Source organism: Wolbachia endosymbiont (group B) of Xanthorhoe designata (genome assembly GCF_964028585.1).
GTDB lineage: Bacteria > Pseudomonadota > Alphaproteobacteria > Rickettsiales > Anaplasmataceae > Wolbachia.
The window spans coordinates 527,737-544,751 of sequence record NZ_OZ034794.1 but is presented as its reverse complement, the minus strand read 5'-3'; the positions used below and the strand labels follow the sequence as shown (position 1 = coordinate 544,751).

11 protein-coding genes and 3 pseudogenes are annotated in these 17,015 nt (G+C 35.2%); 7 read left to right on the top strand and 7 right to left on the bottom strand.

Translation table 11 applies throughout. The annotated features are described in order from the left end of the window. Positions 1–86: 86 nt before the first annotated feature. Positions 87–542, bottom strand: coding sequence for a crossover junction endodeoxyribonuclease RuvC (locus tag ABWU64_RS02580; RefSeq protein WP_353279280.1), 456 nt, complete (start codon positions 540–542; stop codon positions 87–89). Positions 543–751: 209 nt separating this feature from the next. On the opposite strand from ABWU64_RS02580, the gene ABWU64_RS02575 reads away from it, so the two are divergent. The 4 genes and pseudogenes from ABWU64_RS02575 to ABWU64_RS02560 all read left to right on the top strand — a co-directional run bounded on the left by ABWU64_RS02575 (position 752) and on the right by ABWU64_RS02560 (position 5,839). Continuing rightward, complete coding sequence (locus tag ABWU64_RS02575; RefSeq protein WP_353279810.1) at positions 752–1,984, top strand: hypothetical protein; 1,233 nt, start codon at positions 752–754, stop codon at positions 1,982–1,984. Beyond that, positions 1,950–3,056: a hypothetical protein gene (locus tag ABWU64_RS02570; protein WP_353279809.1), complete on the top strand. Its 1,107-nt coding sequence runs from the start codon at positions 1,950–1,952 to the stop codon at positions 3,054–3,056. The genes ABWU64_RS02575 and ABWU64_RS02570 overlap by 35 nt, the downstream gene beginning before the upstream one ends. 569 nt (positions 3,057–3,625) lie before the next feature. Next, positions 3,626–4,645 (top strand): virulence RhuM family protein, encoded by a 1,020-nt coding sequence (locus tag ABWU64_RS02565; RefSeq protein ID WP_138265019.1) that lies wholly within the window; start codon positions 3,626–3,628, stop codon positions 4,643–4,645. Between the two features lie 410 nt (positions 4,646–5,055). Further along, positions 5,056–5,839 (top strand): annotated as a pseudogene (locus ABWU64_RS02560) (IS5 family transposase). A 1,045-nt stretch (positions 5,840–6,884) separates the two neighbouring features. On the opposite strand, the gene ABWU64_RS02555 reads toward ABWU64_RS02560, so the two are convergent. The 6 genes and pseudogenes from ABWU64_RS02555 to ABWU64_RS02530 form a co-directional block, all read right to left on the bottom strand. Beyond that, a complete protein-coding gene (locus ABWU64_RS02555) occupies positions 6,885–9,011 on the bottom strand; it encodes an AAA family ATPase (protein WP_353279808.1) in 2,127 nt (708 codons plus the stop codon). 31 nt (positions 9,012–9,042) lie between these two features. Beyond that, positions 9,043–10,188, bottom strand: coding sequence for an AAA family ATPase (locus ABWU64_RS02550; protein WP_353279806.1), 1,146 nt, complete (start codon positions 10,186–10,188; stop codon positions 9,043–9,045). 44 nt (positions 10,189–10,232) lie between these two features. Continuing rightward, complete coding sequence (locus ABWU64_RS02545) at positions 10,233–10,724, bottom strand: hypothetical protein (RefSeq protein ID WP_264707826.1); 492 nt, start codon at positions 10,722–10,724, stop codon at positions 10,233–10,235. Between the two features lie 33 nt (positions 10,725–10,757). Then, positions 10,758–11,563: pseudogene (locus ABWU64_RS02540) on the bottom strand (AAA family ATPase). 23 nt (positions 11,564–11,586) lie between these two features. Then, positions 11,587–12,399: an ATP-binding protein gene (locus ABWU64_RS02535; RefSeq protein WP_353279804.1), complete on the bottom strand. Its 813-nt coding sequence runs from the start codon at positions 12,397–12,399 to the stop codon at positions 11,587–11,589. A 52-nt stretch (positions 12,400–12,451) separates the two neighbouring features. Then, the gene (locus tag ABWU64_RS02530; RefSeq protein ID WP_353279803.1) at positions 12,452–12,940 is read right to left on the bottom strand and encodes a sigma-70 family RNA polymerase sigma factor; all 489 of its coding nucleotides are present in this window, start codon (positions 12,938–12,940) and stop codon (positions 12,452–12,454) included. 251 nt (positions 12,941–13,191) lie between these two features. On the opposite strand from ABWU64_RS02530, the gene ABWU64_RS02525 reads away from it, so the two are divergent. From ABWU64_RS02525 to ABWU64_RS02515, 3 genes and pseudogenes are all read left to right on the top strand, one after another. After that, the gene (locus ABWU64_RS02525) at positions 13,192–13,875 is read left to right on the top strand and encodes a hypothetical protein (protein WP_108784542.1); all 684 of its coding nucleotides are present in this window, start codon (positions 13,192–13,194) and stop codon (positions 13,873–13,875) included. Positions 13,876–13,890: 15 nt separating this feature from the next. Next, a pseudogene (locus ABWU64_RS02520) lies at positions 13,891–15,818 on the top strand (DUF4815 domain-containing protein). 11 nt (positions 15,819–15,829) lie between these two features. Next, on the top strand, positions 15,830–17,014 hold the full coding sequence (locus ABWU64_RS02515) for a hypothetical protein (RefSeq protein WP_353279293.1): 1,185 nt from the start codon (positions 15,830–15,832) through the stop codon (positions 17,012–17,014). The last annotated feature ends 1 nt before the right edge of the window (position 17,015 follow it).

Here is a 17,015-nt window from a genome sequence, read left to right as displayed (position 1 = left end):
GTTAATATTCAAAATATATCTGACGCTAAAGAAGGCCTGGGGTCGGACCCACCAAACCCGCCATTATGGCCGAAAGGACCCACTTTTTATGGGTTTTTCATCTTATTAATATCTTTACTAATATAGAACATTAATGCCAAAGCATCGGCCTCATTATCATCTCTAGGTGAAAAACTTTTTTCACGTATCGCTTCAATAACTTCACTCTTACTTGCATTGCCTTTGCCTGCTATAAAGCGTTTTATAGTTTTAACATTAACACCTTGGTAGGGAATATTGTTCTCTTCACACCAAGCAGACAGAACTGCGAGAAAACCGCCATAGCAATGGGCTGCATCAGTTCCTAGATGTCTTCTTACTTCCTCAAAATACACTGCAGAAATGTCCTTCAAAGAATTAAGCCAATTACGAAAGTTTAAGAAGCACATACCGCCTCCACTGAAACGACTACCATGAAAGCCTTTGCTTCCACTTTCAATTATTCCATCTGTTAGAATTGCCCAGCCCGTTTGCTTGCCAAGGTCCAGTGTTAGGATTGACATTTATATTCAGAATTTGTTTCGCTAGAGTGCTATATAATATATATTCAGGATTTGAAAAATTTTTGTCCAAAAAATCTTCTTCTTAAGCAAACTTTTTAGAAAAAGCTTGGTTAAAAATCAGTAAACAGCCCTTGCATAATTATTGGTCAAGGCTTTCAGATTTCTATCTTAACTATTTAAATAGTCTATTATGCTGTGGTTAGTTTCTTATGAACATTTATCCAAATCGTAAATTTTGGGAAGATGATTTAGAAGTCCCTGTTAACCATTTGCTTGATCGTTTTCACAATACAAAAATACGTCAGTCTTGGATAGATTCACTTTCTGGTAAGCAATTAAATATTATTTTTCAAAACTCCTTTAAAGATAAATTAAATGCTCAACTCTTTGATGACGAAAGTTACGATAATACATCTGTACAATACAAACGTAAAGTGATTGCTAATTATTCCGATTCTCTCGTTACTTACTACTTGATTACCTGTTTTGACCGTGCAAAACTAGAAGTTACTGTCAGTGAAATTGCAAGATCTGCATTAACTACAGAACTCATGAAATCCTACCTTGTAAAAAATAATAATAAATATGATAAGAAGTCTTTGCTGTTTCTACTGTTTCATGCAGATTACAATCTTTTAAAGTCTGTCTATCACTTTGAAAAAATACAAAGAAAGAGTTTCATGTCTTTTGCCTTACAAAAAATACCAAGACGACCAAATACTCCATTTAAGGACTTTATCTCAGAGGAAATCATACAACAAATACTGAAAGAAGATAACATTAAGAGAAATGACAGTTTCGAGAATCAACTACAAGGTTTCTTCTATCATCAGAATCGTTTATATGTGTTAATACGCAAAGCTAGCGATATAGATTTGTTGTTAAATTCAAACAAAGTCATTCATGGCCATAAGGCAGAGTGGATGATTTTGGATTTTCTACTAAATGGCACTCAGGTAGATCTTGGTGCTAGAAATATTGATCAAGCTATAGAAATAGCAAATAGCATTGCAAGTTGTTACTTTGGCTGCGAATGTATTTTTGTAGATGTGCAGGATAAAAACTTCGCGGAACAGGTGCATAAATTTATAGAAACTTGTATTAATGAATCTGATTCAAATATTCGTGTTTTTGAGTTAAAGTTTCAGTCAAATCGTTTCAATTACAGCTATACTAATATCACTTTGACTGTCGCTCCATATGATCCTATTGCACCGGAATTGCATGTTTTAAAGCCATTTGTAGGAGACATAGTACCATTGATAGAGTCGATTAAAGTAATATTTCAAGGCAAAAAGATAGGCTTATTTTTCAAGCGAAGTGATGAGTATATAGCAATTTACTACTCTGAACATCCTCTGAATAAAAGGGAAAGAGAGGATTTTAAAGCATACATAAAACAATTTTATGGTCTTACAATCTTGCCAAGAGCAAATCTCTGATCTTCTTAATTCTGGCAGCTCTTGGGTTAATCCAAATCAAAATTACATCAAAGCAGCAAGGTATTTGTCAGATCTTGAATTAATTAAGATGCAAGAGAGGTCTTACATTATCTGCTCTCGTAGACAAGATAAATTAGATTGGCCAAATATAGTTGATCCATACTGTAACAATGAGATTTTCATTGATGAGGACTTTAACGAAGCATGCGATAATATAATTTGTAAAAACTGCAACCGTGATATTTTACCTAATACCTACAAGAAGCAAAGATTTCACCGCTTATCTGCATATTTAAACCCAGAGAAATTTATGAATTGGTTTGAAGGTCAGCTAAGTGATACAAATTTTATGTGGCAAAAAGTGGAAAGTGGAGTTTATCATGTTGGTGGACAAGGTAAGATTGTAAGTTTAATCATACTTGATTTTTGCACCAATCCAACATTCTTAACGATAGATAAGCTTAAAGCTAATCCAACTGTATTAATAATACTAAGAAAAAATCCATCAAACATACCTCTTGATTTGCCCACAGTAAAAATGGTTGACCTTTTCTTTCAGCATAAGACTTTAATTGAAGTATTCCAAGAAGCAGCACAAAGAGGAGTACTAGAGTTCATGCCAAATACTTCAATGCAAATCTTACATACTGCACTTAATCTAATTGAACCTCCTAAAGAGAGGGAATTACTAAAGTTGCAATTGATAGAGGGCTCACTTTACGTAAACAATATAGAGATTCTAAATAAGAAAGCTGTAGCATGTATGAAAGTTTTGCGCGTATTATTTGAACAATTTTTGAATGATTGTAAAAAAGAATTACCTCCCGAAAAACACATGTTGCTTCGCATAACTGAAATAGAAAAGCGCCTAAATCTTGATCCAGAAGCAGATCCAGAACATCACATCAGAAAACCACTAAACACAATCCAAAGAACAATAAAAACCACCTTAGCTAAAAAATTAGGACTAAACATCGAACGTAATGATGTGATTCAAACAGTTGGTTGGCCTGGATCATCGCGTAGAGATTATGGTTACCGTATTAACCCTTTTACTGTGGTAGTTCGTTAACTGTGTTGACGAGAAGTAAAAGTAGTATATTTTACCCTAAAGTCACATCTAGCTTTAAAATACAGTTTTTGTCTTATTTAAAGAAATTTGAAAATATAAATTCTCAATTACGCAACTCACCAAAAACCTATCTCGTTTCTTTTGCTTTCTTCAATCTTTTCTACTCTGTTCGTTTGCCGACTTTTGTGTTTGAAGCACATCTACACTCAATGCCCTTCTATAATATATATACCGGATTTCTTGCTACTTTTTCCGGGATTTTCTGAAAAAAAGTTAAAATAATTTGAATGTAGCTCAGAAATTAAAGAGCTTTAAGAATCCGCTAAACGGAACTCCTAGACATCTTACTATTTGAGTTGTTTCCATTTTGGAAATAACTGTTTACTGGAGCTGAGAAGAGGTCAAATGGATTTTTGATAAAACATATATCCCCCTCTATCTAGCTCATTAATAAGTTATAATAGCCCTCTAAAGACGTTTTAAAGAATTTGGTTGCAGTAAAGACAATTAATTGGTTAAATTCCTTAAACTTCATTAATGGTTTGTTTGTAAGTTATAGGAGATAGATAATGGATGAGAATAAGATTGTATTTTATACTACCCCAGGTGGAAATATAGAAATTGAAGTTTTATGCAGAGATGAAAATCTTTGGCTTACGCAAAAAAGGATGGCTGAATTATTTGATGTGCAACTGCCGGCTATTAGTAAGCATATAAAGAACATATTTGAATCTGGTGAATTACAAGAAAAAGAAGTTGTTTCCACTTTTGAGGTAACTGCTGCAGATGGTAAAAATTACCCGACGCAATTTTATAATGTAGATACAATCATAGCTGTTGGTTATCGAGTTAATTCTAAAAAGGCCACATCTTTCAGAGTATGGGCTACAAAAGTTTTGAGGGATTTTATCATCAAAGGATTTGCATTGAATAGTGAACGGCTAAAAAACGGCCCAAAGTTTGGCAAAGATTACTTCAATGAATTACTTGAAAAAATCAGGGAAATACGAGCATCCGAACGTAGATTTTACCAGAAGATTACAGATATTTATGCTGAATGCTCTGCAGATTATGATCCACATTCGGATATAACAAGACAATTTTACGCAAAAGTACAAAATAAATTATATTGGGCAATTTATGGTTTAACTGCAGCAGAGTTGATATGTTCTCGAGTTGATCACGAAAAGCCACATATGGGACTAACTACATGGAAAGATGGTTCTGGCAACAAAATTCATAAGAGTGATGTGAGTACTGCAAAAAACTATTTGACTGAAAAAGAGTTGAGTGAACTAAATCATATTGTTTCGATGTATCTAGATTATGCGGAACTTCAAGCAAGAAAGCATCGGCTAATGAAAATGCAGAATTGGGTTGAAAAGTTGGATGCATTTCTATTGTTCAATGATTATGAAGTGCTTAAAGATGCTGGTAAAGTTAGTGCTGAAGTTGCAAAAGCTCTAGCTGAAGGAGAATACGAAAAGTATAGAGTTATACAAGATAAATTACATGAATCTGACTTTGATGAATTAATTAAAGCAAGTAAAGAAAGTGAGAAAATAACTACAACAAAAACCAGCTTGTAGTTGAGCTATCTATGTTTGACATCTTGCTTTTATTTTAATTTCAAGGGGGGTGACCCACCCTTTAGAAAGCCCTATCTGCCAATAAATAGTGAAAACATGAATCTTTGTCTTCATTATACGCGATAAAATTGGAGACGTAAATAAATAAATTTAGATCTTTGTCTCCATTTTGAACTATTAAGCGGGTTAAGAGTTCTGTAGCTTCTGTTTCTTCTTCTATGGCAGTAACTTTTTTCCTTTAGCTTCATCTACAATTTGCTGATTTCATCACTGAGAGTTTTGCAATCAATTGCTCAGAGGTTTGCAATAAAAGTTGTTGTATTCTCATATAGTCTCCATTAAACCCTTAGAGCCTGTACGTGATCTCAAAAAAGGGATAGAATGAGAGGATAAAGTATATAAAGTAGGATATGCGAAGTTTATATCCAAGTGATATAAGTCGAGAAAAGTTTGAGATTATTGTAGCAGATCTGGAGTCTTGCAGGAAGAGGACAAAGCCAAGAACACTTGATTTATATCATGTATTTTGTGGAGTGTTATACGTCTTAAAAAGTGGCTGCCAGTGGAGAATGTTACCAAAAGAGTTTCCAAAATGGCGGAATTGTTACGACTATTTTAAGAAGTGGAGTGAAAAAGCAGATGCAAATAAAGAAAGTGTTCTGGAGCTGGTATTAAAAAAAATAGTTGGCGTGGTCCGACAAAACAATGGTCGGAAAGAAAAAACCAGCTTCTGCATAATTGATGCACAAAGCGTAAAAAATGCAGATACTGCTGAAGAAAAAGGCTATGATGCAGGCAAAAAGGTTTCAGGAATAAAACGCCATATTGCGGTAGATACACAAGGTTTACCCCACGCAATTTATATAACAACGGCAGAAATAACTGATCGTAGTAGCGCTGTGAGAATGGTTAAAAATGCTAAAGAAAACCTATCTGAAGTTAAAAATATACTAGTTGATGCTGGCTACACAGGAGAAAATTTTGCAACACAGATGAAAGTAACTATTGGTGCAACTGTTGAGGTGAAGCGAATTACACACCTTTGTCGTATTGCCGAAAAGATGGGTTGTTGAGAGATCTTTTGCTTGGTTGCAAAAATGTAGGCGATTGTGGAAAAATTGCGAGCGGAAACTCAACACTAGCCTGCAAATGGTCGTTCTTGCTTTCGCTGCTTTGCTTCTGAAAAGATTATGAACAGGCTCTTATACTCACCACAAGTCGTTCAATCTTTTTTGAAGAATTTTCTTTGCAAAGTGTAAAAAATGTGTTAAACCTACTAGTAAGTTTATTTTGCAATAGTTGGGTTACTAAAGGTGCCTTTTATTCGAGTTTTTAGGGGAGCTACACGCGTTAATTAAAAAAAGACGAACTTTTATATCTAAATTACAAATAGTGTTGTAAGGACCTCCTAAAGCGTTTTAAAAGGTAGGAGTATTTTGTTACCCTCTCTATGATAGAAGTGACATAAGTTGGCTGTTGCAAAAATAACGTTTCAAAAAGTCTACTAACCATTTGTTCTTTAAGTTTGAAAAATTTTCTTTGCAACCAACAAAAAAACATGATAGACTAGTTTTAGGGTTTCTTGTAGTAAATAAAAGTTTGGGGTAAAAAATAATTTAGAAGCGCCTCGTAATCGAGTTTTAAGCTACCCTACATGAGTAACTTAGGTCTTGGTGGTATAATTGTACCCTTGGGTCATAGAGTCTTTTTAAAACGCTATTATAAATTGTTTTGTCTTTCACTTTTAGGTCCTTCATCTTTTTTTTCAAGTTGTTCAAAATGCAATAGTAGGTTTTTCGTATTTTTGTCTCTGTGTTGTATTTCTATTAGTGACTACTTTTCCAAACTTCTTTCTTTTTGCTCAAAAGTTACTATGAACCATTACTATAGTTATTGTATTTTATATTAGTTTATTATTATATCATTTATTATTATTTATATATATATAATATATAAGATTCTCGGAAAGTGGAAATCAGCCACTGTAGCGGGTTTGAGTATTACCAAATTAGCTAAATTTTTTGGAAATGGAAACGTAATATTTCTTATATTAGATGGCTAAAAATCAACGAATTTCAATGGTTTAAGTGTGAATATACTCTAATTTCCAAATCTTGATAAATTTTCCGGAAATCATGGAAATTTGGTCGTGTGGAATTCATTTTTTGTTCTTAAAACCTTACTTTCAGAGAGACAAAATGAACCCACAAAACTTTCATAAGTGAGCTTTAAGTATTTTTTAGAAGTTACCTATTTCAAACCTTCCTGCACCTAGCTTAAACTTACCTTCTCCTCTGGCAAAAGAACCAGTTTTGATATCAAGCCATTTATCCTCTTTTGAGTTTGTAGCCATACCTTTTACTATTTTTCTTTCGTTTAATAGTTCCTGTGCTAAACGTTCAAGTCTATGCCTACTAACACTATGAAATGCAGCTGGTAATCTATGCCGTTGTTGAAACACTCCTGGTCCACCTGTATGAGTAAACGGATGACCTTCTTCTGCTGACACTGCAATAGCTTGCATCAGTATCTTTTTTAAGTATTCATCAGATAATTTTCCAAGCTTAAATTCCTCAGATATATCCTCAAGCAAGCCAGTTGAGGAACGTAAGTAAGTTCTTATATTCCTATCTGTTGCACCATTAGACTTAACTATAGCTCCTTGGTATACTGCATTATTAACTTTACTAACCTTTAATGTATTAAACACAGTATTCTGATGCTCTTTTGAAGCAGGCCATAATGCAAAAGAACACCTCACACCATCAACAAGTGCAGTTGTACCTCTTATCGCATCTCTTGCCTGTTCCACAGTCGTAATCGGTTCACTGCACTTGGGTTTTCTCATATGATGTGCTACAATTACAGCTGCTCCTGTTTCATTTGCTAAGTTTGCAAGTAACCCCATTGCGTAATATCCCATTTCTGGATCTGAGTTTATATTAGCATGGACAAATGATACTAGTGGATCAAATACTATTAGTTTTAGATCTTTTACTTTATCTAATTGTCTACAGATGTCTTCAAATTTATCTGAAGTTTCAGGACATTTACCACGCATGTTGCTTTTCACTATAGAAAAGGGCTCTCCCGTATTTGGAATAGGTATAATAAATAATCGATTTTGATATTCTGCTCTCTTGCTACCAGGATCAAGACGATCAAGACGACGGTGTATCTCACCTGCATCATCTTCTGCTGAAAAAATCACCACTGATCCATGCTCTGTAACAAGGGAACCAAAACCACATATCTGATCTGCATCACTTGCAACCTTAAGTGCCAAGTCAAGGAGTAGCATACCTTTACCTGTATCTCCCATAGCAGCTACTATTGAGGTAACACCTAAAGGAAATAAACCTTCAACAAGAAACCTTTGTATTGGTACTGAACCTAAATAACGACTCACACTCCAGTCTAAAATGTTAAGCGGCTGTTTTGTAGATCTTTCTAAACTTTTCATATTTGAAGTATTTGGAATGTCAGTAGATGGGGTATCAATAGTAAGTAAAGGAGTTGAAGCTAAAAATTCTTCAATGCTTATACCCTCCTTTACACAATCAGCGGCATCCCATTTCTCAGGCTTATCTTGAGGAATTTCAAGCACAGCAAGTGATGCAACTCCAAGATCTAACAGCTTTTTTGCAGCATTTTCAGCATATCGTTTGCCTGGTTCATCATTATCTGGCCAAATAATAACATGTTTACCTTTAAGTGGAGTCCAATCTGTCTTCTCAATAGGTGCATTTGCTCCTGACATTGCTGTTGTTGCAGTTATTCCTTTCTCTATCAGCGCTTCTGCACATTTTTCTCCTTCAACCAGAATAACTTTATCGGACTTTAAGATACCTGAAATATTATAGAGTGGCCTTATCTTCGGTGCACCAAAGTCAGATTTTTTAATATCAAAAGGAAGATATCGCTTTCCATTATTATCATCATAACGATAGACTCTAACAATAGCTTGGCCGTTTTCATCGTAATAATCCCAATATGCAGTTGGACTACTTGAATTCTTGAAATGACCAAGCCACTCAGCTATAGAAGCCATTATTTCAGGAAACTCTATTCTTGTACTTTTTCTATTTACTCCCGCCCAAAGGTCGATAATGTCACCACCTTCTCCTGTTGCAAAATCATGCCATAGGCCAGCTTCACTGCCACTTAATTCTACTACTAGACTCTTTCCTTTATCACCTTGTACATTGCCTACATAAAACTTATCACCACGAAAAATCCCTCTTGGCAATAGATAAGAAAGGCATGATCTGATATTTAACAGAAGCTGAGCTTTAAGCTGTTCTTTTTCTATTAACGATGCATTTTTTCGTGAAGCTGCAGTATTAAAATTGCAATAGATATCCATAAAATCCTCTGAATATATTTTCAATTTAAAACTAAGCGGTAGCTATAACTTTAGAAGTCTTCCAACATCCATTAACTTTGCGAATGTATTTTGTCATAGGCTTGCTATTTCTAAGTTCATACACCACTTTCAGAGTATTTGTACGTTCGTTTGGTTTAAATATAACGATGCCAGATGTATAAACACTTCTCAAAATGTTTGAGCCGCTTAAAGCTTGAAATGGATTTTTCTCCAATACAGTCGAAGACACTTTTTTGGTACAATGTGTGAGCACTATCCCGGCCATAGGATTAGTTATTGAACGTAATTTCTCCATGTCACTTCTTACAAAAGAGATTATCTCCCTATAATCGAGAAAAGAATCAATAACAATAAGATCTACCGTTTTTGCATCAAGTTTCTCTGTTATTATTGCTCTTACCTCTTCAGAATTTAAAGTTAATGGCATTTTATTGGTAATAAATAAATTTTCTTTCCAAAGATTTTGATCAATTTTAAGCTGAAGTAAGCGTTCTTTCATATCACCATATTCCATCTCGTTTTGCAGATAAAATATTTTTAATGGTCTTGGAGGCTTCATGTTGAGAAACGGCACTCCTGATGCCATATGTGCTAATAAAGAAAGAAGAAAATTACTTTTTCCTATTTTTGGAGTTCCACCTATCACCAAAAGACCGCCTGGAGTTAAAATTCTTGGACCTATTATATCTTTTGGCATTGGTGATTTATCATTTAAGTAATGCCTTGCTGAAAACGATGTAACTTTATGTTCTGTTGTGTTTTCTTTAGTATTTAACCACTTCTTAGCGGAATTTATATCACCTTTAACTAAAGTCCAAAGATCAATAATGTCACCACTAGTCCCTTTGGTAAAATTACGCCAATTCCCAGCTTTTTTACCCACTATTTTAACTGTAATCGTATCCCCGTCACAGTTGCCAACATAAGTCCTCTCTCGATAAAAATTACCGTTTGGAATTAGGTAAGGTACACACTCCTTAATATTATCAATCAATAATCCTTTTATTTCCTTTCTCTGCATAAAACCCCCATACATACTTTTCATACGTTTAGAGCTGAGATTAGCTAGCTCACAAACAGTTTCAAAAGATTCAGAATTTAACCATTTTATCGCTTCTTCTTTCAGCTTTACGTTTTTTCCTACTGCATCTTTCATAGCCCTCTCAATGACAGCAGTCCATAGCTTCTCTTCGTCGTACTTCAAAATGGCAACCAATCAACTTCAGATTGTTCTGGAGTAATAACCGTAGCAATCTTGTTCTTTTCTCCATACCGATCAGCTTCAATACCAACTTTTGCAGTAAACTCTAATCCGTTAAAATCAGCTATAGAGTTGATTTTTCTAGCAATAACTGCTTTTTCTGAAGTGTCATGTGCATGAATATTTCGTGCTGACTCCAAAATACTTCTAAGCATGGAACGACCAGATTCTCCCCAAGTATCTTCTCCTTCAACTCTTGCTTTGCCACTTTTAATACCAATTACTTGAAAAATCTTACGTTTTGCATATTGACCTTCAGTGACGGTAAATTCAGCGTTTAAATAGATGCTGCCGGTAGCATAGCTTTTAGTGAACCAATTTTCATAACCTCCTGGTTTAATTGCCATTTTTACCTTAACTATTGTACCTTTTGGTATTAAATTACTTTGTAATTTTGCAGTATTAAAATCAGTTAAAAAATCTGATAACATATTGTCCTCCTATAAATTAAGTGAAAAAAAGAATCAACTCCATTGGTCTACAAGTTTCCAACGACCATTTATCTTATTGACAAGCTTGCTTGCCACACGTTCACCATTTCGCAACTCAAATACTATTTGACGGACAGTGCTTTCCTCATCATGAGCAAACATCACCATGCCAGTGCTATAAAATCCACGTAAAGATCCAGCACCACTTAGGCCTTGAAATGGATCTTCTTCTAACATTTTTTTGGATAGTTTTTTTGTATGGTGAGTGAGTATTATACCCGAATCTGGATTGACAGCACTGCGTAGCTTCTCAAGAGTCTTTTGCAGAAAGAACAGCAAGCACTATTATCATTTTCATTGCCATATTCACTTGAGTTAAAAATGTTACGAAGAGGATCGATTGCAATAATATCAGGTTTAAAACGCTCTTTAATAACATTTTTAATTTCATCTATTTCTTCACTGCTGAAAGATAATTGTACTCTTGGTGTAATGATTAAGTTATTGGCAGCTATATTCAGAAGTTCCTCATCAAGCTGAAGTTGTTGCAAACGTTCTTTCATATATTCATATTCAATTTCAGTTTGCAGATAGAAAATTTTCATAGGTTTGTTTGGAGTCATACCCAAAAATGAAACTCCAGCAGCCATGTGGACAAGCCATGAAATTAGAAAATCGCTTTTGCCAATTTTAGGTGGGCCACCTAGTACCAATAGACCTCTTTTTGTTAAAATCCTTGGTGAGATTATATCTTCTGGTATCGGTGCTTTGTCGTTTAAATACTCTTTTACGCTGAAAAAGGGAATTTTTTGACCGATATTGAAAAAGCTTTGTTCCATAATAACTATTCTCCAATTTTTAATTAAGCAATAGGCGCAAAAGTTTTGGCTTTAATTTTCGCAAGTAATTTACCCAGATGCGGTTCTTCAACCATATCAAGGCAGCCACTTCGATCTTTAGCAGGGTATCCCCAAGTATTAATAGTCTGACAGACAAATGAACGTTTCTCCGTGCCATCATCTTTCTTGATTCCAACCATACTGATTACTTCGTCAACTATCCCTGGAATCTCACTAGCAGTTTTAGCCCCTTCACATTGAGGTAGCCATGTTGAACGATTACAGTCATCGAGATATTGACCTAGTGTGCCAACTATGATGATGTCTTTATCTCTGATGTGTTGAAACTGATTGAGCCATGCCATCATCTCTTGAGCAAGCAACCCATAAGCAGCTCTTTTATCTTCTCTTCCTGATCTATCTGAAAAAGCTTCAGGTTGCATCCTCGCCCATAATAGACATAAACGTGAAGCAACGGTTATACTATCCACAAAGATGCATCGGTATTTAGAAAACTCAGAGAAAAAATCTTTGTACTTACCAGATACATGTTCATAGTGCTTTTGACTATATGCTTGATCAGATTTTAGTGCAGGGTTCGGACCACCAATTAGGCAAGCAATATCACGAGCTTGACTCCAAGTACGAACACTAATTGAATCTCCCTGCCAATCTTGAACAGCAAGCAGACCTGCTTCAAAGTCAAGACATAGTGTTGGTTCACTTATAGTCTTTAAGAGACTGGTTTTACCAATACCGTAAGGACCAAAGATTACTACTTTTATGCCTGTAGTTGTTTTCAATCTTTCATTATTGTTTAAAATTTTAAAAGTCATTTATTCACCTCAATGGTATATGTTATATATTCAGGAAAGGTAGAATTTATGTTCAATTTTTCTTTTTGCCCTTGTAGTAGATGGAAGAGAGTTTTATACGTATTTTTCTTACCATAGTATTTAAAGCAGTTCTTGATATGTTGTTCATCTTAGCAACTTCATATAAGTTAAAGTACTTGAGTTGTTCGCATATCCTCTGCATCTTTCTTGGTAGCGTTGAAATCATGTAATCTACATCAGTACGTTTTGCTACTTCATCTTCAAAAGCTTCTGTTTTCTCAATATTGATGTAGTTATTAATATTGCGTTTTATACATAGTTGTTTCTCCAATAAGTTATTGGCACGACGTTCAGTTAATCTTGCTACAAAAGTGTTAAAGCTACCTTTGCTTTCATCATATCTATCAAGATAAGTCCAAATTTCACAGAAAAGTTCTTGCTCAAGATCTTCATGAGTTTCATGAGCAAAGCATTCAAAAAGTTTTAATCTCTTAGCTTGATACCGTATATTTTGAACAACTATGGCAGTTTTTAGTTTCATAACTTTTCCCTAAAACAATTAATGCTTTAAGGATGAGAACTTATAGGTGCACTTTGTAGGACAGGAGCAAAAATAAATAATACAGATGCAATTTTTAACCTATTGATATTCTATTGTTTTTTTTCGAGAATAATACAGTTCGATTTTTAAATAATACTGCAACAAAAAATTAGGCAAAAATTCATTTTTTTTGGACAAAAATTTTCCAAATCCTGAATATATATTATATAAGCCTTTCAAACTCATCACAGGTGTCAATTCTTACACAATCAGGAAGAGCAGCAATAGCAGCAAGTATAAAAGAGCAGTCTCTACATCTTGCCTGGGGCAGTGGTGACTCAAATTGGGAAAGTAGCCATCAGGTCGAAAAAGTTTTTGTTGAGGGTGAAATAGCTCTAGATCACCACACTATTAAAGATGTAAGGGTTTTTACAGGACAAATAATTTATCAGCCAAGTATAGACTATACAGTTGATAGCAGTACTGGTGTAATAAAACTTACGGAAAATAGCTCTATCACGGCAAATAGTGCAGTTACTGTAGAATATACTCAAAGCACACCACCTGAACCTATAAATTCTATAAAGCTCTTGAATGAACTTGGCAGACGTACTGCAGATGAGGTTCTCTTTTGCACAGGCGATGAGAATGGAGAGCTTTTGACTCCAACAGGGAGGTTTAGGTCCTCAAATGTACCAACCAATAATTTGTACCTTAAATTTACTTTCGATTTCACGGATGCAGCAAATCAAGTGATAAGGGAACTAGGAGTTATGGTTGGTACAAGGGTAAAAGAAAAATTGCCTCCTGGACAAAGGTATTTTGAACCACAAGATATAGAAGACCCAGGGATCTTATTAGTTTTAGAACATACAGTACCGCTCATTAGGACTTCAGCAACCAGGGAAACTTTTTCGTTTGTAGTGACATTTTAGAAAAAGAGAAAAAAGATGACCTTAAATAGCTATTATAACCACTTTAATCCTGACAAAGAATACGAAAAAGCTTGTTTCTAGCAGGAAGAGGTCTACAGTCAGCAGAACTAAACGAGACTCAGGAGTATGCTCTCTCTAAGCTTAAAGGCATAGGTGATGCAATATTTCGTGATGGTGATGTTATAACAGGAAGCAATTGTATTATAGATAGAGAAACTGGTAAAGTTACACTTGAATCAGGAAAAATCTATCTTCGTGGAGCAGTTAGAAAAGTCGAAAAAGAAGAATTTATTATTCCACTGAGTACCACAGTTCGTATAGGTGTTTATTATCTAGAATCTACTATTACAGAGCTTGAGGATGAAAATCTTCGTGATCCTGCTGTTGGTACAAGAAACTATCAGGAAGTAGGAGCAGCAAGACTTAAAGTTTCTACCATCTGGGGTTATCAATCTGAAGGTGCTTCTTCCCCTTTTTCTGTAAATGGCGAATTTTATCCAATTTATAACATTGAAAATGGAGTTCTCATTCAGCACTCACCACCTCCACAAGCAAACATAGTAACTACTGCTCTTGCTCGTTATGACAAAGAGGCAAATGGTTCCTACGTTGTAAATGGCTTGGAAGTTATGTTCCTACATAAAGAAGGTGGAAAAGAAGTATTCGTGGTTAATGAGGGCAAAGCTCATGTTGATGGTTATGAGATTGAACTTCCTCACAGTATTCGTGTTTCTTTTGATGAAGATCCGAATATAAAATCAGTTGAATCAGAACCACATACTTTTCAGCCAAATAGCCAAAGGGTAATGGAACTGAAGGTTAATGATTTTCCAATAAGTGAAATCAAAAAAGTAGATATAACTGTTCAAAAAACCATTACCGTTACTCATGGTTCATACTCAGGAGCTGTTGATCCAATACCTGACTCTGCGGTACTTGAGATTATTCAAATTAAACAAGGCAATGTTATTTATGAAAATAGTGTAGATTATAAGTTAAACGCAGGAAACGTTGATTGGTCATTACCTGGCAAAGAACCAGCTCCTGGAAGTAGTTACCTAATAACTTATCGCTGTCGCACTCATGTAAGCCCTGAAGATATAAATGAAGAGGGATGTAAAGTAAGGGGAGCAGTTGATAATAGCTTGGTTTTGATAGATTACACCTGGAAAATGCCACGCTTTGATTTAATTACTATCGATAGCAAAGGAGTGGTAAGAAGAATAAAAGGAATTTCTCACCCTTGGCGACCATCGATGCCTAAAGCTCCCTCTGGACAGCTTTTGCTCTGCTATATTCACCAGACATGGAAAAACGGAGAAAAAGAAGGGGTGAAAATAGTGAATAATGCTATTCATGCAGTACCGATGAATGAGCTTGAAGCAATGAAAAAAGGAATAAATGATCTTTATGCGCTGGTTGCACAGGAACGTCTACGCAGTGATGCAAATTCAAGAGAACCTACCAGCAAAAAAGGAGTATTTGTTGATTCGTTCTTCGACGATGATATGCGTGATCAAGGAATTTTGCAGTCTGCAGCAATAGTAAATAGAGAGCTAGTTCTGCCAATAGATGTAGAAGTTGCAGATATTGAAAAAGGTGGGGAAAGATATCTTTTGCCATATGAACTTGAACCGGTACTGGAGCAGCTTTTACAGACTAAAAGTGAAAAAATTAATCCATATCAAGCTTTTGATAAAGTAACCGCAAAAGTTACTCTAAATAAAAACATTGATCACTGGACCGAGGCTACCACGAATTGGAAAAGTCCAGTAACTAGAGTATTTAATGTTAAAGAAACAACAGAGCTGCTGTCAAGTACCTCATACGAAACTGAATTTATGAGAGAAGCAGTACAGAATTTTGAGATCGAAGGTTTTGAGCCAAATGAAAAACTTAAAGAAGTAAAATTTGATGGCATTTCTATTATACCTATGGCATAGAGGAAAAAAAAGTGGAAGCTAACAATCAGGGAAAATTAAAAGGAAAGGTGAAAGTGCCGGCAAATATTCCAGCAGGTACTAAATTAGTGCAATTTTATGGAGATAAAGGAAGCTATGGAGAAGCAACGTATACTGGTAAAAAAACTATTACCATAGAAGAGAGAAGAAGAGTTATCGCAGCAAGAAGAGTTGATCCTTTAGCGCAAACATTTACTTTAAATGAGAGCAGACACATAGGAGGCGTGGAGCTATGGTTTGTAAATAAAGGCAAAAAACGTGTTGTTGTGCAGATTAGAGAAACAGCAGTGGGAATGCCATCGCAGACTGTCATTGCTGAAAGTTATATTGAGCCAAAAGATATAAAGATAGATGGCACAGCAACACGTATTACTTGGTCACCAGTGTTTTGCCATGCAGGAGAGGAGTATGCAATAGTACTGCTTACTGATGATTCGGGTACTGCAGTCAAAATAGCAGAACTTGGCAAATATGATGCAGTAAATAGCAGGTGGGTAACAAGTCAGCCTTATCAAGTAGGAGTATTACTTTCATCAAGCAATGCAAGTACCTGGACTCCACATCAAAACTTTGACCTTACGTTTCGATTACTAGCTGCAAAGTTCACTGAAAATTCTCACATTATTGATCTGGGCAAAGTTACTGCAAATAACGTATCAGATTTAATTGTTTTGACGAACGTCGAAAAAGTAGCATTTGATACCAATGTAGAATTTATCTTAACAGACGAAGAGGGAAAAGAGAACTTTTTGTCTGATAATTTGCCACTTGCACTGCGTGAAAGATTATCTGGAGAGCTAACAGTAAAGGCAAGCCTAAAAGGAGGGCGAGAGAAAAGTCCAGTGCTATATCCTGGGTTACAGCTAGTTATGGGTAATATAGGGGAAAAAGGAGATTATGTAACTAGGAGCATTACAGCAGGAGCTAACACTAAGATAACAATTACCTATGATGCACTAATACCTGGCACTGCAGATGTTAAAGCATATGTGCAAAAAAGCAACAATGATTGGCAATTAGTAAATTTAACATCAGGAAAACCAATTGGAGAAAATTGGGTAGAGAGAACTCATGTGCTATCAAATTTTAATGCTAGTGAGACTAGAGTAAAATTAGTTTTGAGTGGTACGGTTATCTATCGGCCAAAGGTAAAAAACTTGCGGATTATTATAACATAAA